The sequence below is a fragment of the Pseudomonas sp. LLC-1 genome, from assembly GCF_002992185.1.
GTDB classification, from domain to species: Bacteria; Pseudomonadota; Gammaproteobacteria; order Pseudomonadales; family Pseudomonadaceae; genus Aquipseudomonas; species Aquipseudomonas monteilii.
The window spans coordinates 265,673-284,232 of the sequence record NZ_LUVY01000016.1; the positions used below are offsets into that span (position 1 = coordinate 265,673).

Annotated in this window: 14 protein-coding genes; 9 read left to right on the forward strand and 5 right to left on the reverse strand. The window is 63.2% G+C overall.

From position 1 onward, the window contains the following. Nucleotide 1 precedes the first annotated feature (1 nt). The 7 genes from tcyN (at nucleotide 2) to A0O30_RS18245 (ending at nucleotide 7,593) form a co-directional block, all read left to right on the forward strand. The gene (gene tcyN, locus A0O30_RS18215; protein ID WP_060499433.1) at nucleotides 2-760 is read left to right on the forward strand and encodes an L-cystine ABC transporter ATP-binding protein TcyN; all 759 of its coding nucleotides are present in this window, start codon (nucleotides 2-4) and stop codon (nucleotides 758-760) included. 327 nt (nucleotides 761-1,087) lie between these two features. Then, nucleotides 1,088-2,329: an SfnB family sulfur acquisition oxidoreductase gene (locus A0O30_RS18220; protein ID WP_105947406.1), complete on the forward strand. Its 1,242-nt coding sequence runs from the start codon at nucleotides 1,088-1,090 to the stop codon at nucleotides 2,327-2,329. 153 nt (nucleotides 2,330-2,482) lie between these two features. Further along, nucleotides 2,483-3,664: an SfnB family sulfur acquisition oxidoreductase gene (locus tag A0O30_RS18225; protein WP_105947407.1), complete on the forward strand. Its 1,182-nt coding sequence runs from the start codon at nucleotides 2,483-2,485 to the stop codon at nucleotides 3,662-3,664. Then, entirely contained in the window at nucleotides 3,664-5,055 is a 1,392-nt protein-coding gene (locus tag A0O30_RS18230) for an LLM class flavin-dependent oxidoreductase (protein WP_105947408.1), read from the forward strand. The genes A0O30_RS18225 and A0O30_RS18230 overlap by 1 nt, the downstream gene beginning before the upstream one ends. Beyond that, nucleotides 5,048-5,848, forward strand: a complete 801-nt coding sequence (locus A0O30_RS18235) for a MetQ/NlpA family ABC transporter substrate-binding protein (protein WP_105947409.1) — start codon at nucleotides 5,048-5,050, stop codon at nucleotides 5,846-5,848. Before A0O30_RS18230 ends, A0O30_RS18235 begins: the two co-directional genes overlap by 8 nt. 1 nt (nucleotide 5,849) lies before the next feature. Further along, the gene (locus A0O30_RS18240; protein WP_105947410.1) at nucleotides 5,850-6,959 is read left to right on the forward strand and encodes a methionine ABC transporter ATP-binding protein; all 1,110 of its coding nucleotides are present in this window, start codon (nucleotides 5,850-5,852) and stop codon (nucleotides 6,957-6,959) included. Beyond that, the gene (locus A0O30_RS18245; RefSeq protein WP_105947411.1) at nucleotides 6,949-7,593 is read left to right on the forward strand and encodes a methionine ABC transporter permease; all 645 of its coding nucleotides are present in this window, start codon (nucleotides 6,949-6,951) and stop codon (nucleotides 7,591-7,593) included. The genes A0O30_RS18240 and A0O30_RS18245 overlap by 11 nt, the downstream gene beginning before the upstream one ends. Nucleotides 7,594-7,719: 126 nt before the next feature. On the opposite strand, the gene dibA is transcribed toward A0O30_RS18245, so the two are convergent. Continuing rightward, nucleotides 7,720-9,615, reverse strand: a complete 1,896-nt coding sequence (gene dibA / locus A0O30_RS18255; protein ID WP_105947413.1) for a phosphodiesterase DibA — start codon at nucleotides 9,613-9,615, stop codon at nucleotides 7,720-7,722. Nucleotides 9,616-9,761: 146 nt separating this feature from the next. On the opposite strand from dibA, the gene desA reads away from it, so the two are divergent. Both desA and A0O30_RS18265 read left to right on the forward strand, forming a co-directional pair. Continuing rightward, on the forward strand, nucleotides 9,762-10,946 hold the full coding sequence (gene desA / locus A0O30_RS18260; RefSeq protein WP_019096488.1) for a delta-9 fatty acid desaturase DesA: 1,185 nt from the start codon (nucleotides 9,762-9,764) through the stop codon (nucleotides 10,944-10,946). A gap of 140 nt (nucleotides 10,947-11,086) precedes the next feature. Beyond that, the gene (locus tag A0O30_RS18265; protein WP_105947414.1) at nucleotides 11,087-12,073 is read left to right on the forward strand and encodes a sensor domain-containing diguanylate cyclase; all 987 of its coding nucleotides are present in this window, start codon (nucleotides 11,087-11,089) and stop codon (nucleotides 12,071-12,073) included. A gap of 163 nt (nucleotides 12,074-12,236) precedes the next feature. Here the strand turns inward: A0O30_RS18265 and A0O30_RS18270 are convergent, their stop codons facing one another. The 4 genes from A0O30_RS18270 to A0O30_RS18285 form a co-directional block, all read right to left on the reverse strand. Further along, nucleotides 12,237-13,496, reverse strand: coding sequence for a response regulator (locus A0O30_RS18270; RefSeq protein ID WP_105947415.1), 1,260 nt, complete (start codon nucleotides 13,494-13,496; stop codon nucleotides 12,237-12,239). 138 nt (nucleotides 13,497-13,634) lie between these two features. Continuing rightward, nucleotides 13,635-14,912, reverse strand: coding sequence for a 4-aminobutyrate--2-oxoglutarate transaminase (gene gabT, locus A0O30_RS18275; protein ID WP_105947416.1), 1,278 nt, complete (start codon nucleotides 14,910-14,912; stop codon nucleotides 13,635-13,637). Between the two features lie 182 nt (nucleotides 14,913-15,094). Next, a complete protein-coding gene (gene gabD, locus A0O30_RS18280) occupies nucleotides 15,095-16,537 on the reverse strand; it encodes an NADP-dependent succinate-semialdehyde dehydrogenase (RefSeq protein ID WP_015268576.1) in 1,443 nt (480 codons plus the stop codon). 339 nt (nucleotides 16,538-16,876) lie between these two features. Further along, entirely contained in the window at nucleotides 16,877-18,553 is a 1,677-nt protein-coding gene (locus tag A0O30_RS18285; protein ID WP_105947417.1) for an aryl-sulfate sulfotransferase, read from the reverse strand. Nucleotides 18,554-18,560: the final 7 nt, after the last annotated feature.

The window sequence follows — 18,560 nt, forward strand, 5'->3', positions numbered from 1 at the left end:
CATGATTGAAGTCAAAGGCCTGACCAAGCGGTTCAAGGGCCAGACCGTGCTCAACGGTATCGACCTGACCGTACAGCCCGGCGAAGTGGTGGCCATCATCGGCCCCAGCGGCTCGGGCAAGACCACCTTCCTGCGCTGCCTCAACCTGCTGGAAACCCCGGATGCCGGGCAGATCCAGATCGGTGCTATCAGCATCGATGCCAACCGCCCGCTGGGCGGGCAGCAAAGTGCAATTCGCCGTTTGCGCCAGCAAGCAGGGTTCGTGTTCCAGAACTTCAACCTGTTCCCGCACCGCACCGCCCTGGAGAACGTGATCGAGGGGCCGGTGATCGTCAAGAAGACGCCCCGCGAGCAGGCCATCGACCTTGGCCGGCGCCTGCTGGCCAAGGTTGGCCTAGCAGGCAAGGAAGACGCCTACCCCCGGCGCTTGTCCGGTGGTCAGCAGCAACGGGTGGCTATCGCCCGTGCCCTGGCCATGGAGCCGGAGGTGATCCTGTTCGACGAACCCACCTCGGCACTGGACCCGGAGCTGGTGGGTGAAGTGCTGGCGACCATCCGCGGCCTGGCCGAGGAGAAGCGCACCATGATCATCGTCACGCACGAAATGAGCTTTGCCCGGGATGTGGCGAACCGGGTGATCTTCTTCGACAAGGGCGTGATCGTGGAACAGGGTGAAGCCAAGGCGCTGTTTGCAGCGCCTAAGGAAGAACGTACCCGCCAGTTTTTGCGCAAGTTCCTCGGTACTGCGGCCTCCGAATAAACCTGTTCCGGCCTCTTCGCGGGTAAACCCGCTCCTACAGGAATCGCACCGCTTTCAGGGCTGGTGCGAGAACCTGTGGGAGCGGGTTCACCCGCGAAAGGGCCGGCACATGTGTAGAAAATCCCTCCTTCTATACATATTCCAAAGAGTTAGTTCATAAACTTTTTATAAAGCATTAGGGTATATAAACCGGACCACCGGACCAGCACATATCTGTCGCGATCAGCTGTAGCGGCACAACTTTTTTGTGAGGTCAGGAATGGTCAGGATCACAATCACCCCAGTGCGTAACGCCAGGGCATTGAGTGCAGCCAAGGAGCGGTACTGATGTCCAGCCAGCCAAACACCCAATTCCATAGCGATCTCGACAGCTCGCCCCTGCTGCTGCCGGCCAAGGTTCTGCGCAACGACGCCGAAGCCTTGCAAGCGGCCCGCGAACTGGCTGAGGTCGCCCGCGAGCAGGCCGCACGCCGCGACCAGCAACGCAAACTGCCTTGGGCCGAGATCGAACTGTTCACCCGCAGCGGCCTGGGCAGCATCAGCGTACCCAAGGCCCACGGCGGCCCCGACGTGTCGTTCGAAACCGTTGCCGAAGTGTTCCGCGTGATCAGCGCCGCCGACCCGGCCCTGGGGCAGATCCCGCAGAACCAGTTCGGCATGCTGCAACTGATTCGCCTGACAGCCACCGAGGCGCAACAGGCGCTGATCTTCCGCAGCGTGCTCGACGGTTGGCGCATCGGCAATGCCGGCCCCGAGCGCGGCACCAAAGACACCCTCACCCTCAAGGCCCGGATCACTCGCGCTGGCGACAGCTATCGCATCAGCGGCGAGAAGTTCTATTCCACCGGCGCCCTGTTCGCCCACTGGGTGGCCGTCAAGGCACTGGACGACGAAGGACGTCAGCGCCTTGCGTTCGTGCGCCGTGGCAGCCCGGGGCTGCGCATCGTCGATGACTGGTCCGGGTTCGGCCAACGCACCACTGCCAGCGGCACCGTGCTGCTGGACCAGGTGCCGGTCGACGCGGAGCTGGTGATCGACAACTGGCGCCAGCGTGATATCCCCAACATCCAGGGTGCGGCTTCACAGCTGATCCAGGCGGCAATTGATGCCGGCATCGCCGAAGCAGCAATTGATGATGCGATCACCTTCGTGCGCGAAAAGTCTCGCCCGTGGATCGAAGCCAACGTGGACCGCGCCAGCGACGACCCGTATGTCATCGCCGACATCGGGCGCCTGAAGCTTGAGCTACACGCCGCCGAAGCGCTGCTGCGCAAGGCTGCGCGGGTACTGGACGAGGTCAATGCCGCGCCAATCGACGCAGCCAGCGCGGCGCGAGCCTCGATTGCCGTGGCCGAGGCCAAGGTGCTGACCACCGAGATTTCCCTGCAAGCCAGCGAGAAGCTGTTCGAACTGGCTGGCAGCCGCGCCACCCTTGCCGAGTTCAACCTCGACCGCCACTGGCGCAATGCCCGGGTGCACACCCTGCATGACCCGGTGCGCTGGAAGTACCACGCGGTGGGCGCTTACCACCTCAACGGCACCCTGCCTGCGCGGCATTCCTGGATCTGATTTTCAGGCCTTGGGGGCTGCTTTGCAGCCCAATCGCCGGCAAGCCAGCTCCCACAGGGACCGCACTGACCTCAAGACCTGTGCGGTCCCTGTGGGAGCTGGCTTGCCGGCGATTGGGGCGCGAAGCGGCCCCTAGGGCCCCGGAGAAACAACATGACTACAAAAATCATCACCAGCGACGCCCAAGCCCTGGCCGTCGCCGAAGACATCGCCCAGCAACTGCGCCGCGACAGCGCCCTGCGCGACCGCGAGCGCCGCCTGCCCCACGCCGAACTGGAGCTGTTCACCCGCTCCGGCCTGTGGGCCATCAGCGTACCCAAGGCCTTCGGCGGCGCTGGCGTGTCCAACGTCACCCTGGCCAAGGTCATTGCCCGTATCGCCCAGTCCGACGGCTCGCTCGGGCAAATCCCGCAAAACCACTTCTACGGCCTGGAAGTGCTGCGGGTAAACGGTACACCCGAGCAGCAACAACGCCTGTACGCCGAAGTACTGGCCGGCAGCCGCTTCGGCAACGCCCTGGCCGAACTGGGCACCAAGACCGCCAACGAGCGCACCACTCGCCTGAGCCGTGAGGGTGACGGTTTCCGCATCAACGGCCGCAAGTTCTATTCGACTGGCGCCATTTTTGCCCAGCGCATCCCGACTTCGGTCGTTGATGACCAAGGCGTACAGCAGTTGGCCTTCGTCCCGGCCGACAGCCAGGGCCTGCAAGTGATCGACGACTGGAGCGGTTTCGGCCAGCGCACCACCGGCAGTGGCTCGGTGGTGTTCGACAACGTGTACGTCAGCGCTGCCGACGTGGTGCCATTCCAGAGCGCCTTCGAGCGCCCTACTCCGGTCGGCCCGCTGGCGCAGATCCTTCATGCCGCCATCGACACCGGCATCGCCCGCGCCGCTTATGAAGATGCCCTGCACTTCGTGCGTACCCGCAGCCGCCCGTGGGTCGACTCCGGCCTGGACAAGGCCACGGACGACCCGCTGACCCTCAAAAGCTTCGGCCACCTGGCCATCCGCCTGCACGCCGCCGAGGCCCTGCTGGAACGCGCCGGTGAATACCTCGACCGCGCCCGCGACGACAGCACCGCAGACAATGTGGCCGCCGCCTCCATCGCCGTGGCCGAAGCACGGGCCATCAGCACCGAGATTTCCCTTGCCGCCGGTACCGCCCTGTTCGAACTGGGCGGCAGCCAGGCCACCCTGGCCGAACACAACCTCGACCGCCACTGGCGCAACGCCCGCGTGCACACCCTGCACGACCCGGTGCGCTGGAAGTACCACGCCATCGGCAACTACTACCTCAACGATGCCAACCCGCCACGCCGGGGGACCATCTGATGGCCAAGCAGCTCCTGCTCAATGCCTTCAACATGAACTGCATCGGGCACATCAACCATGGGTTGTGGACCCACCCACGGGACACTTCGACCCAGTACAAGACCCTGGACTACTGGACCAACCTGGCACGCCTGCTGGAACGCGGCCTGTTCGATGGGCTGTTCATTGCCGACATCGTGGGTACCTACGACATCTACGGTCAGTCGCTGGACGTCACCCTCAAGGAGTCGATCCAGCTGCCGGTCAACGACCCGCTGCTGCTGGTTTCGGCCATGGCAGCAGTTACCCGCCACCTGGGTTTCGGCCTTACCGCCAACCTCACCTACGAGGCGCCGTACCTGTTCGCCCGGCGCCTTTCCACCCTCGACCACCTGAGCAATGGCCGGGTGGGCTGGAACATCGTCACCGGCTACCTCGACAGCGCCGCCCGGGCCATGGGCCTGGCGCAGCAACCGGAGCATGACCGCCGCTACGACCAGGCCGACGAATACCTGCAGGTGCTGTACAAGCTGCTGGAAGGCAGCTGGGCCGACGATGCGGTGGTCGCCGACCGCCAGCAGCGCGTGTACGCCCAGCCCGACAAGGTGCGCAAAGTCAGCCACCACGGCGAGTTCTACAACGTCGAGGGCTATCACCTGAGCGAACCCTCGCCACAGCGCACGCCGGTGCTGTTCCAGGCCGGCAGCTCGCAGCGCGGCCTGGCCTTTGCCGGCAATCATGCCGAATGCGTGTTCATCAGTGGCCAGGACAAAGCCGCCACCCGCGCCCAGGTCGACAAGGTGCGCGCCGCTGCACAGGCCGCTGGCCGCGACCCGCAGGCAATCAAGGTGTTCATGGGTATCACAGTGATCGTGGCAGCCACCGAGCAAGAGGCCCAGGCCAAGCATGCCGAGTACTTGCGCCATGCAAGCCCTGAAGCCGGCGTCGCGCACTTCGCAGCATCCACCGGCATAGACTTTGCGGCCTATGAACTGGACGAGCCAATCGGCTTCAGCCAGGGCAACGCCATTCAGTCCGCCACGCGCCAGTTACAAGACAACGCCTGGACCCGCCGCCGTCTGCTTGAGCAGCACGCCCTCGGTGGCCGCTACGTAACCTTGGTCGGCTCACCTGACCAGGTGGCCAAGCAGTTGATCGCGTGGATTGATGAAACCGGCCTGGACGGTTTCAACCTGACCCGCACCGTCACCCCGGAAAGCTTCGAAGACTTCATCGACCTGGTCGTCCCGCAACTGCAGCAGCGTGGCCGCTACAAGACGGCCTACGCCGAAGGCACCCTGCGCGAGAAGCTGTTCCAGGCCGACCACCCGCACTTGCCCGCCGATCACCCTGGTTCGGCCTATCGCTTTGTCCCTTCCCCTGCCCCGACTGGAGTCCCGCACCATGCTTGAGAAACTGTTCCGGCCCGTCGCGGCCATTGCCCTCACCCTTGGCCTGTCCGCCCACGCCCTGGCAGCCGACCCACTGAAGATCGGCACCACCTCGGCCTTTGCGATCCCGCTGGAAGCCGCCGTGGAAGAAGCGCACAAGCAAGGCCTGGAAGTGAAGCTCATCGAGTTCAGCGACTGGATCGCACCCAACGTCAGCCTCAACAGCGGCGACATCGACGTGAACTACTTCCAGCACATCCCGTTCCTGGAAAACGCCAAGGCAGCTGCCGGCTTCAACCTGGTGCCTTACGCACCCGGCATCATCAACAACGTTGGCCTGTACTCGAAAACGTACAAAAGCTTTGCCGAGCTGCCTGAGGGCGCCAGCGTGGCCATTGCCAACGACCCGATCAACAGCGGCCGTGGCCTGCAACTGCTGGCCAAGGCCGGGCTGATTACCCTCAAGCCGGGCGTTGGCTACAAGGCCACCGAGGACGACATCGTCGCCAACCCGAAAAAGCTGAAAATCCTTCAGGTCGAGGCGGTTCAGCTGGTCCGCGCCTACGATGACGCCGACCTGGTGCAGGGTTACCCGGCCTACATCCGCCTGGCCAACAGCTTCGACGCAGGCTCTGCGCTGCTGTTCGACGGCCTGGAGAACAAGGAATACGTGATCCAGTTCGTCATTCGCCCACAGAGCAAGGACGACCCGCGCCTGGCCAAGTTTGTTGACATCTACCAGCACTCGCCAGCCGTGCGTGCAGCGCTCGACAAAGCCCACGGCAAGCTCTATCAAGCCGGCTGGGAAGGCTGACATGAGCCAGGCCAGCGCGCTCAGGGCGCCTACCCCCCAACCATTGCCGCCAACGGTCAAGGAACAGGCCCTGCGCCCGGAGGTCAATGAAGCCCATGTGCGCTTCATCGGCCTGGGCAAGACCTACCCTGGCCAGGCACAACCGGCCTTGCGAGGCATCGACCTGAACATCCGCCATGGCGAGATCTTCGGCATCATCGGCCGCAGCGGGGCCGGCAAGTCATCGCTGTTGCGCACCATCAACCGGCTGGAGCAACCCAGCCAAGGCCGGGTGCTGATCGATCAGGTGGACATCGCCCCCTTCGACGAAGACCGCCTGGTGGCGCTGCGTCAGCGCATCGGCATGATCTTCCAGCACTTCAACCTGATGTCGGCCAAAACCGTGTGGCAGAACGTCGAGTTGCCATTGAAAGTGGCCGGCGTGGCCAAGGCCGAGCGCCAGCGCAAGGTGCGTGAACTGCTGGAGCTGGTTGGTCTGCAGGAAAAACACCACGTCTACCCGGCGCAGCTGTCCGGCGGGCAAAAGCAGCGCGTCGGTATTGCCCGGGCGCTGGTACACGACCCCGAGATTCTGCTGTGCGACGAAGCCACCTCCGCGCTGGACCCGGAAACCACGGCCTCGATCCTTGAGCTGCTGCGCGACATCAACCAGCGCCTGGGGCTGACCATCGTGCTGATCACCCACGAAATGGCCGTGATCCGCGATATCTGCCACCGGGTGGTGGTGCTCGAACGTGGCGAAGTGGTCGAGCAGGGCGAGGTCTGGCGGGTGTTCGGTTCGCCTCGCCACGAGGTCACCCGCACCTTGCTTGCGCCACTGCAGGCCAGGCTGCCTGCCGCGCTGCAAGCCGGCCTGCAAGCCAGCCCGGCGAGCCGCGACAGTGCCGTGGTGTTGAAACTGACGGTGCTGGGCGAGCCTGAACTGTCTGCCCTGTTCAACGAACTGGGCGGGCGTGTGCGCCTGCTGCAGGGCGGCGTGGAGACCATTGGCGAACATGCCTTGGGCCAGCTGATCCTGTCGGTGCGGCACTCGCCGCATGACACGCATCAATTACTGGAGCGCGCCCGCCGCTGGGCCGAGGACGTGGAGGTACTGGGCCATGTGGTTTGATCGCCTGCTGGAAGGTTTGCTCGATACCCTGCTGATGGTCGGCGTGTCGTCGCTGATCGCCCTGCTGGTAGGGGTGCCGATGGCGGTGCTGCTGGTCACCAGTGACAAGGGTGGCATCTTCGAAGCACCGCTGCTTAATCGCGTGCTGGGCGCCTTCGTCAACCTGTTCCGCTCGATCCCGTTCCTGATCCTGATGGTCGCGCTGATCCCCTTCACCCGCCTGCTGGTAGGTACCACTTACGGCGTATGGGCGGCGGTGGTGCCGCTGACCATTGCCGCCACACCGTTCTTCGCGCGGATTGCCGAGGTCAGCCTGCGCGAAGTGGACCATGGCCTGGTGGAAGCTGCGCAGGCCATGGGCTGCCGACGCTGGCACATCGTCTGGCATGTGCTTTTGCCTGAGGCGCTGCCCGGCATTGTCGGTGGCTTCACCATTACCCTGGTAACCCTGATCAACTCTTCGGCCATGGCCGGCGCGATTGGTGCGGGAGGGTTGGGGGATATTGCCTACCGGTATGGCTACCAGCGTTTCGACAGCCAGATCATGCTGACCGTGATCGCCATGCTGGTGGCGTTGGTGGCGTTGATCCAGCTGGGCGGGGACCGCTTGGCGAAGGGCTTGAACAAGCGATAGATAGGGGGCGCTTTGCGCCCATCGCCGGCAAGCCAGCTCCCACAACTACCGCGCAGCCCTCCAGCCTTATGCTGTACCTGTGGGAGCTGGCTTGCCGGCGATGGGCCGCAAAGCGGCCCCAAGATCTCAATCCCAGCGAAGATCCCCAGCCGGCACCGGCCGCCCGAACCAATAGCCCTGCCCCAGCTGACACTGCTCCTGCAACAGGAAGCTGGCCTGCTCTGCCTGCTCGATGCCCTCGGCATGCACCTGCATACCCATGCTGTGGGCCAGGGCGATGATCACCCGCACGATCGCGATGTCGTCTTCATCATGCGGCAAACCGGCCACGAAGCCCTGGTCGATTTTCAGCTTCTGCACCGGCAAACGCTTGAGCCGCAGCAGCGATGAATACCCGGTGCCAAAGTCATCGATGGCCAAGGTCACCCCCAGCTCACGCAACCGGTGCAACTGCTCCAGTGCCACTTCCGGGTCTTCCATCACCGCGCTTTCGGTTACTTCGAGCTCCAGCAGGGCCGGGGCCAGGCCCGTCTCGTGCAGCACTTCGGCCACCTGCCGGTACAACTCGTGCTGGCCAAACAGGCGGCTGGAGATGTTTACCGCCACGAACGCCAGCTGCCGGCCTTCGGCCTGCCATTGCACCATTTGCTGGCCGGCCTGGCGCAGCACCCAGGTGTCGATCTCGGCAATCAGCCCCGTGCGCTCGGCAATCGGGATGAACTCGCCCGGCGGCACCAGGCCGCGCTGGGGGTGCTGCCAGCGCACCAGCGTTTCGACCCCGACTTGTCGGCCTGAAGCCAGGTCATGTACCGGCTGGAAGTACACCCGCAGCTCATCCTGCTCCAGGGCCCGGCGCAGCTCACCGGCGGTCTCTACCCGGTGCTGGGCATGGGCGGTCAGTTCTTCGGTATACAGCGCATAGCACGCCCGCCCGTTGCTCTTGGCTTTGAACAGTGCCGAATCGGCGTTGCGCAGCAGTTGTTCGGCACTCAACGCATCGCTGGGGAACAGGCTGATGCCCGCACTGACACTGATGAACAGGCGATGGCCATCGAACTGGAACGGCTCGCGCATACGCTCGATGATGCACTGCGCCAGCTTGCCCGCCTGGCCGACCTGCTGGCAGTTCTCCGCCAGCACGCCAAATTCGTCGCCGCCCAGGCGCGCCAAGGTCACGCCTGCACCCAGTACCTCACCCAGGCGCTCGCCCACCAGCTTCAGCAACTGGTCACCGATGGTGTGGCCCAGGCCATCGTTGATGCTTTGAAAGTGGTCCAGGTCCAGCAGCAACAGGGCACACCCGCGCTTGTTGGCCTGGGCCGACGCCAAAGCCTGCTCGACGCGGTCGGTGAACAGCAGCCGGTTGGGCAGGCCGGTCAGCGGGTCGTGGTGGGCCAGGTAGGCCAGTTCCTGCTCCGAATGCTTGATTGCGCTGATATCACTGAATACCGCCACGTAATGGCTCAGTTCACCATCGTCGTCGCGAATGGCGCAAATGGTCTGCCATTGCGGGTAGATTTCGCCGCTTTTGCGCCGGTTCCAGATTTCCCCGCTCCACTCGCCCTTATCGGCCAGCGTGGCGAAGATCTGCTCGTAGAACGGCAACCCATGGCGGCCTGACTTGAACTTGTTCGGGCGCTGCCCGATGACTTCATTCTGCTGGTAGCCGGTGATGCGCATGAACGCGCGGTTGACGTGCACGATCAGGCCCTGGCGGTCGGTGACCAACACCCCTTCGAGTGTGCTGTCGAACACCGCAGCCGCCATGCGCAGCCGCTCACGGTCTTCGCAACGCAAGCGGGCACCACGGCCGATGAAATTGAGCAGGCGCACCCGCGACACGTAAATCAGCAAGGCACTGAACAGCACCCACAGCACCACATTGATCTGCCGCCCCACGGTCAATGCGAGGGGATCGTCAGTCATGCCGTGCAGCACCACCTCGGCCAGCACCAGCCAGAGGATCGAGAGCACCACATACAGCGCAGCCATGCGCAAGGCGTCGCGAACGGAAACAGACATGTCGGGTGGGATAGCCCATCAGAAATAATGGGGCAGTATAAAGGCTGAAACATGTCGTGACCTCCTATCTGAACGGGTGACTGGTTTTATTTCCCTCCCGAGGGATAATCAGCCCCTCCTCCTGCATTCCGAGGGTTTTTACACCTATGTGGTACAACGGCCTGCTCGACTTGTCGGCCTGGCAACTGGTCGGCATCACTCTGTTGATGACCCATGTGACCATCGTCAGCGTCACGGTCTACCTGCATCGCTACTCCGCGCACCGGGCCTTGGAGCTCAACGGCGCGCTCAAGCACTTCTTCCGCTTCTGGCTGTGGCTGACCACGGCGCAGAACACACGCGAGTGGACCGCTGTCCACCGCAAACACCACGCCAAATGCGAAACCCCCGACGACCCGCACAGCCCGGTGCACAAGGGCCTGAGCACGGTATTGCGCAAGGGCGCCGAGCTGTACCGGGAAGAGGCGCGCAACCCCGAAACCCTGCGCATTTATGGCAAGAACTGCCCGGAGGACTGGATCGAGCGCAACCTCTATTCGCGCTACAAGCTGGGCGGTATTGCATTGATGGCCGTCATCGACCTGCTGCTGTTCGGCACCATCGGTATCACCATCTGGGCCGTGCAGATGATGTGGATTCCGTTCTGGGCTGCCGGCGTGGTCAACGGCCTGGGCCACGCACTGGGTTATCGCAACTTCGAATGCCGCGATGCAGCCACCAACCTGGTGCCTTGGGGCATCGTCATTGGAGGTGAAGAACTGCACAACAACCACCACACCTACCCCAACTCGGCCAAGCTGTCGGTCAAACGCTGGGAATTCGACATGGGCTGGGCCTGGATACGCCTGTTCTGCCTGTTGCGCCTGGCCAAGGTGCAGCGTGTGGCGCCGATCGCTCACCGGGTGGCGGGCAAGGCCAGCCTGGACATGGACACCGCCATGGCCATCCTCAACAACCGCTTCCAGATCATGGCGCAGTACCGCAAGCTGGTGATCGGCCCGCTGGTCAAGCAGGAGCTGGCCCGGGTAGACGCCTCGGTAAGTCACCACTTCCGCCGCGCCAAGCGCCTGCTGTCGCGTGAAACCAGCCTGCTGGAAGACCGCCACCACATGCGCATCGAGTCCATGCTTGCGCACAGCCAGGCGTTGAAGACCATTTACGAAAAGCGCCTGGCCCTGCAGCAGATCTGGGCGCGTACCAGCGCCAACGGGCACGACATGCTAGCGGCCATGAAGGACTGGGTACACGAGGCCGAAACCAGCGGCATTCATGCCCTGCGCGACTTCGCAGCGCAGCTGAAAACCTATTCCCTACGCCCCTCCGGCGCCTGACCGCCGTTAGTCGGCATGCCCCCTTTCGGGGCATGCCGTTCGGAACTTCGCCCCCTCGCCACCACTCAAACTCGCACATCGCCCGCGTGGCGGGCAGGATGCTGGCCGCACGCTTTCAAGTCGAGACCTGATTCGTGCACATGGCCAAGAACATCCCCACGATCCTTCCCGGTACCCCGCCTCCTGAAGCCGCCCAGACCCTGCTGGCCTTGCTCCACGCCCAAGGCGAAGTCGCCCGCCTGAGCGAACGCGAGCAACTGTTCAGTTCACTGCTCGACAGCGTCAATGCGGTGCTCTGGGCCTTCGACTGGGAAACCCGCCAGGTGCTGTACGTCAGCCCCGCCTACGAGCGAATCTTCGGCCGCCCGGTCAGCCTGGTGCTGGCCGACTACAACGAATGGCGCGACAGCATCTACCCCGACGACCTGGAGTACGCCGAGCGCAGCCTGGCCCAGGTGCTGCTCAAGGGCTCGGTGGAAGACCGCGAATACCGCATTCTCAATGCCGACGGCCAACTGCGCTGGCTGAGCGACAAGTGCTACATCAACCAGCAGCACGACGGCGACCGGGTGATCATTGTCGGCATCGCCGAAGACATCACCGAAAAGAAGCAGCTTGAAGGCGAGTTGCAACGCCTGGCCACCACTGACGTGCTGACCCAGAGCAGCAACCGCAGGCACTTTTTCGAGTGTGCCCAGCAAGCCTTCGACAACGCCCGCGAAGCCGGTACGCCGCTGGCCTTCCTGTTGCTGGATATCGATGATTTCAAGCGCATCAACGACAGCTACGGCCACCAGGAAGGCGACCAGGTGCTGCAACGCATCGCCGACAGCGGCAAGGCCGTGCTACGCCGTGGCGACCTGTTCGGGCGTATTGGTGGTGAGGAATTTGCGGCGGTGTTCCCGGGTTGCGATGCCCACGCGGCAGAACAGATTGCCGAGCGCTTGCAGCGGGCGATCCAGCGTTTGAGCTTTAGCCATGAAGAGCAGGTGTACGGGGTGACGGTGAGCCAGGGGCTAACTGCGCTGACGGATGAAGATGTGACGCTGGATAGCCTGTATGCCCGGGCTGACGCGGCGATGTACCAGGCAAAGCGGCAGGGCAAGAACCAGATAGTCCGCGGCTGACGCATTACCCGCGACTCAGGCGATGCCGAGGATAAATGGGGCTGCTGCGCAGCCCATCGCCGGCAAGCCAGGCTCCCACAGGTACGGTGCACCCCTCAGGCATTGCGCTGTACCTGTGGGAGCCTGGCTTGCCGGCGATGGGCCGCAAAGCGGCCCCAAAATCTCAGTTGGACACTTCAGTCTCAGCCACAGGCGGCTCTTGCTGCGGCTTCAACTCCGGGTTTTCCACCTTGCGCAGCCGGTTCAGCTCTGGCAACCCAAGCTTGAGCAACCGCGCCGTCTTGCCACTGGCCACCTTCTCCATCCCCTGTTCGGCCGGCAGCCGCGACAACTGCCCAGCCAGGTTCATGGCCAGAATCTCCCGCGAATACACGCCACCGCCAAGCTGGTAAATGGCCGCGATCAACTCCCGCAGCGCCAACGGCAAGCGCCAGCGGGTACGCAGCGCCGAGCCGAACGCAGCACCAAATTCGTCAAGCGACAGCTGCACCTTGCCCTCGTCCAGCTCGCCACCGGCCAGGCGCCACTCCTGCAGGCAACGCAACACCGCCAGGTCACCCAGGCAATGCAGCAAACCCGCGCAATAACAACGCCCTTCGTCCAGTTCGAGCATGCGCGCCAAGGTACGGCCATATTCGGCAGTGTGCAGCGACAGGTCCCAGTAACGGGCGGCATGTTCCGCCAGCAACGGGTCGCTGAGGCGTGCGCTGCGCTTGAGGGTCATGCCCAGGATCAGGTTCATGCTCTGGGTACTGCCAAGCTTGTTCAAAGCCTGCAGCAACGTTTGTACCGGGGCGTCACGGTGCAGCGCGGCGCTGTTGGCGGCGGCAATCAACACAGCGGTAACCTGAGGGTCGTTACGCACTTCCTCTTCGAGCACCTTCAGGTTCAGGCCCTGAGGGTTGAGCGCGCGCTTGATCGCTACCTGCACATCCGCCAGCAACGGCCCACCATCGGCAGTAGCGCGGCGTTGCTCAAGGTAGGCCGGCAGGCTGGCACCGGGCTGCAAGGCAGGGACCGGGCAGGCGATTTCCTCGCCAACCGCCACCAGCAGCTCTTCCAGGCGCTTGCGCAGGTTGTCCAGGTTCAGCGGCTTGCTCAGGTAGGCGGTAGGGTGCAGCGGCAATGTTTCGCGCACGCTGGCGCTGTCGCTGCGGTTGCTCATGAGGATGAACGGCAACTCCGGCCCTTTGGCGCGGACCTTGCGCAACAGGTCCAGGCCGTCGACACCGGCCAGCTCGCGGGCGGCGATGATCAGGTCAGGTTTGTTGGCCAACAGGTTGAGTGCCTGCGAACCGTCGGCGCATACATGCAACCGGGCATCACAGCGTACGCTGAGCAGCATTTCGCTGAGCATGTCACGTACCCAAGGATCGCCCTCGACAATCAGTACGTTTGGTGCGGTGGGGTTTGCAGCGCTCATCGCCAACAGCTCCTGATTAGCCTGACACACAGTCCGTCGCAGCTTCCAAAGCAAATCCTCCGCTAACGATAGCGCCCCATGGCTTTTCTGGGCACAAAAAAAACCCGCCGAGGCGGGTTTTTTCTGAAGCGTGTCACATCAAGCGAGTTCAGCGAAGCACTCTTCGATGATGGCCAGGCCTTTGTCCAGCAGGGCGTCTTCGGCAGTCAGCGGTACCAGGATACGCAGGACGTTGCCGTAGGTGCCGCAGGACAGCAGGATCAGACCCTTGTCGCGTGCCTTGGCAACAACCTGGCCAACAGCAGCAGCGTTCGGGGTGTGAGTGCCTTTCTCGAAGACTTCGACAGCAATCATCGAGCCCAGACCACGGACGTCGCCGATGATCGGGAACTTCTTCTGGATTTCGCGCAGGCCAGTGGTCAGGCGCTCACCCACAGCCTTGCTGCGGTCCAGCAGTTTCTCTTCTTCGAACACTTCGATCACGGCCAGGGCCGCGGCGCAAGCGATCGGCGAACCGGCGTAGGTGCCGCCCAGGCCGCCTGGCGCGATGGCATCCATGTACTCGGCCTTGCCGCACACACCGGCCAGCGGGAAGCCGCCAGCGATGGACTTGGCGAAGGTGGTCAGGTCAGGCGCAACGCCCATCTGTTCCATGGCGAAGAAGGTACCGGTACGGCCAGCGCCGGTCTGTACTTCGTCGGCGATCAGCAGGATACCGTGCTTGTCGCACAGCTCGCGCAGGCGCTTCATCAGCTCTTTCGGCGCTGGCAGGAAGCCGCCTTCGCCTTGTACTGGTTCGAGGATGATCGCGGCGATGTCGCGTGGCTCGGCGTCGTTCTTGAAGATGCGCTCGACCGAGGCGATGGCGTCGTCAACGCTGATACCGTGCAGTTCGCTCGGGAACAGGGCGCGGAAGATGCCGCCTGGCATCAGGCCCATGCCAGCGGAGTACGGCACGACCTTGCCGGTCAGGCCCAGGGTCATCATGGTACGGCCGTGGTAGCCGCCGGTGAAGGCGATCACGCCAGCGCGGCCAGTGGCGGCACGGGCGATTTTTACGGCGTTTTCAACGGCTTCGGAGCCGGTGGTGACCAGCAGGGTCTTCTTGTCGAAGTCGCCTGGTACCAGCTTGTTGATCTTTTCGCACAGCTCTACGTAGGGTTCGTAGGCCAGCACCTGGAAGCAGGTGTGGCTGACTTTGGTCAGCTGATCTTGCACGGCTGCAACCACTTTCGGGTGCAGGTGGCCGGTGTTCAGTACTGCGATGCCGCCGGCGAAGTCGATCAGTTCGCGGCCTTCAACGTCGATCACGGTCGAGTTCTTCGCGGTGTCGACGAAGATCGGGTGGATTTGGCCGACGCCACGTGGGACGGCAGCTACACGACGTTGCATCAAGGATTCGTTGGTCTTGCTCATAATGCCCTCATTGCGCCGACAGGAATGGCGCTTTTATTCGGGGGTGGCTGGGAGTGCTCGCGAACAGTATTCGTTGATCGACTGCCGCAAACGCCCTGGCCACCAGGTACTGCGATGTAAAAAAGGCCAGCGAGACGTCGCTCTCGCGCCCCGCTGGCAGAGGTAAAGCCTTTACCGTGCTATCAGACGCTGATGCACAGGTATTTGATTTCGAGGTAGTCCTCGATACCGTACTTGGAACCTTCGCGGCCCAGGCCCGAAGCCTTGATGCCACCGAACGGTGCCACTTCGTTGGAGATCAGGCCGGTGTTGATACCCACCATGCCGTATTCCAGGGCTTCGGCAACACGGAACACACGGCTCATGTCGCGGGCGTAGAAGTACGAAGCCAAGCCGAACTCGGTGTCGTTGGACATGGCGATGACTTCGGCTTCGTCTTTGAAGCGGAACAGCGGCGCCAGTGGGCCGAAGGTCTCTTCCTTGGCGACGGCAGCGGTCTTCGGTACGTCAACCAGGATGGTCGGCTCGAAGAAGTTGCCTTCGATGATCTTGCCACCGGACAGCACCTTGGCGCCTTTGCCAACGGCGTCTTCGATGTGTTCCTGAACCTTGGCGACAGCTTTACCGTCGATCAGCGGGCCAGTGGTGGTGCCTTCTTCCAGGCCGTTACCGATCTTCAGCTTGGCAACAGCGGCGGCCAGCTTCTGGGCGAACGCGTCGTAGACGCCGTCCTGCACGTAGATACGGTTGGCGCAGACGCAGGTCTGGCCGTTGTTACGGTACTTGGAGATGATCGCGCCCTCGACCGCCTTGTCCAGGTCGGCGTCGTCGAACACGATGAACGGGGCGTTGCCACCCAGCTCCAGGGAAACCTTCTTGATGTCCTTGGCGCATTCTTCCATCAGCTGGCGACCGATTTCGGTCGAGCCGGTGAAGGACAGCTTGCGTACCAGGGAGTTGCCAGTCAGCTCGCCGCCAACTTCGCCAGCGCTGCCGGTAACGACGCTCAGCACGCCAGCCGGGATACCGGCACGGTGGGCCAGCTCGACCAGGGCCAGGGCGGAGTATGGGGTTTGCGAAGCAGGCTTGAGCACCATGGTGCAGCCAGCGGCCAGGGCCGGGCCGGCTTTACGGGTGATCATGGCGGCCGGGAAGTTCCACGGGGTGATGGCCGCGGTAACGCCGATTGGCTGCTTGATGACGATCAGACGCTTGTCTGGCTGGTGGCCAGGGATGGTGTCACCGTAGACGCGCTTGGCTTCTTCGGCGAACCACTCGATGAACGAGGCGGCGTAGGCGATTTCGCCCTTGGCTTCGGCCAGTGGCTTGCCTTGCTCGGTGGTCATCAGGCGAGCCAGGTCGTCCTGGTTCTCGATCATCAGTTCGAACCAGCGACGCAGCTTGGCCGAACGCTCCTTGGCGGTCAGGGCACGCCAGGCCGGCAGGGCCTTGTCGGCGGCTTCGATGGCGCGGCGGGTTTCCGCGGTGCCCATCTTCGGCACGGTACCGATGACTTCACCGGTGGCCGGGTTGGTCACCTTGATGGTCTGGCCGTTGTCCGCATCCAGCCACTCACCATTGATATAGGCTTGCTGGCGGAACAACTGAGCGTCTTTGAGCTGCATGTCGGCTTCCCGAATTGTTGATTGTTGAAAAGCGCCCAAGGCAGGGCATCGAGCGTTTGAAATCTCAAACGAATGCTAAGCGGCTGCTGGGGTGTTGGACAATAGGCTGTTCGAAAAAAAGAACGAATGGTTGAACAGCCGGGCGGAAATTTCACAATTTTGTGCTGTGGCAACTGGCCCTATCGCCGGCAAGCCAGCTCCCACAGGGACTGCACAGGTGCTGAATTTTGTGGGGTCCCTGTGGGAGCTGGCTTGCCGGCGATAGGGCCGGTACAGGTTAGACGAACAAGCTGAAGGAAATGTGATGGGAGGACCGACGGCCCTCCCGGCAGGGATGTGTCAGAAGGCCTTGGCCAGGTCGATCACCAGTGCCCGGTAGCCGACACTGCCCGGCTGTCGGCTGTGCACCTTCAGCTCCACCAGCACCTCCTGGGTCCCGCGCCGTACCTCGTTGAGCACGGTCGTGGTCAGTTTTTCGGGGGTCAGGAAATTAACCGAGGCCGAGTAAATGAACTGGGTGTCGGTCTCGGGCCGGTAAGCCACCACCGAAGTGACCGGGCTGTACCACTCGTCGCCGCGCTCCTTGCCGTACTCCCACACCTGCTCGACGGTACCCTTGGCTTCGTCGATGCGGTATTCCACCGCCCGGCTATAGTTGCCGCTCAGCTTGGTCGGTGCAAAGTCGCGGCCCCAGCCGTTGTCGAACACGGTCAGCGTGCCCTTGCCGGTCAGCCAGGCGGTGTGCTGGGTCCACGACCAGTCAAAACCTTCGCGCTCGACCGGATTCAGCACCTTCTCACGCAGATGCTGCGGCCAGCCTTGGGGCGAGGCCAGAATCCATTTCACCTGCTTGTCGCGGCCGATCTTCGCCACGCCCTGGTGCCGTGCTGAAACGATGATGCTGTCGTCATCGGCGTCGTAGTCGATGGCATTGACGTGCGCCCAGTTGCGCCCGGTGCCCACGCCGGGGGTGTCACCAAAGGGCAAATCACCTTCGGCCAGTTCATTTGCCAGCCGCTCGTCTTGCTTCTGCACCCCTTCCGGCAACTGAATGGCGGCCTTGCCCAAGGTTTCCAGCAAGTCGCCTCGATACGGATCGAGGATCTGGTTGAGGTCCCAGAAGTCCAGCACATCCCCGGCCTCGTTAACCTCGATGATGTGGTCGCGGATCGAACGTACGCGCTTACCGTCCGGGCGGCGATAGTCGCTGGTACCCACCCGCAGCAGATAAGTGCCATTGGTAGTCTCGCGAATTTCATGGGAGAAATCGGCGAACTTGTCGGGCAGCGTGCGCTGCCAGATACGCCGCCCCAGCAAGTCGTACTTGGAATAGGTCTGGCCCTGGCCCCAGATCAGCTTGCCGTCGCGGGTCTGCTGGAAGCCCATGGTGCCGCCCAGGCCATCGCGGCGGTTGGAATCGTGGATCTGCTCGATGTCCAGGTACCAGCGCACATCGCCGTTGCTGTCGGCGATCCAGTTGTTGCCCACCTGGTCCCATTCCGCCGCACCGCCCAGTGCGTTCCATTTGAAGGCACGGCCCCCAGGAATATCGCCCTGCAAGTGGTTGAACAGGTAAAGGCGCTTTTCAAAGCCCGGCGCCACCTTGATCGGCTCCACTTCCGGCAACGCAGCGGTCTGCTTCGCCACCACCGGCAGGCGCACGGCCGGGGCGTAGATCTGGTATTGCTGGCGAATACGCTCGCCGTCGAGCTTATAGGTCACTTCCACCTGATTGACGTAGTCTGGGTACAAACCGAACACGGGGATACCGCCGTAGGTCCACAACGAGCGGTCAGACACTTCGTAGGCAATGTCCACACCGCGCTCGCCGCGCCCCAGTACGCGCACATGCGCGTCACTCAGGCTGCGGCCACCGTCCCGGATGATCGCGGTCAACGGCGCCAGGCGGTACGGGTTGACGACCACGTCCCCCAGCAGCGCTTCGTCGCGCTCCGGCACTTTCGCGGTCAGGCAGGCGCCCTCAGGCAATGCAGGGGTTTCAGTCTTGGCATTCATGGCAAAG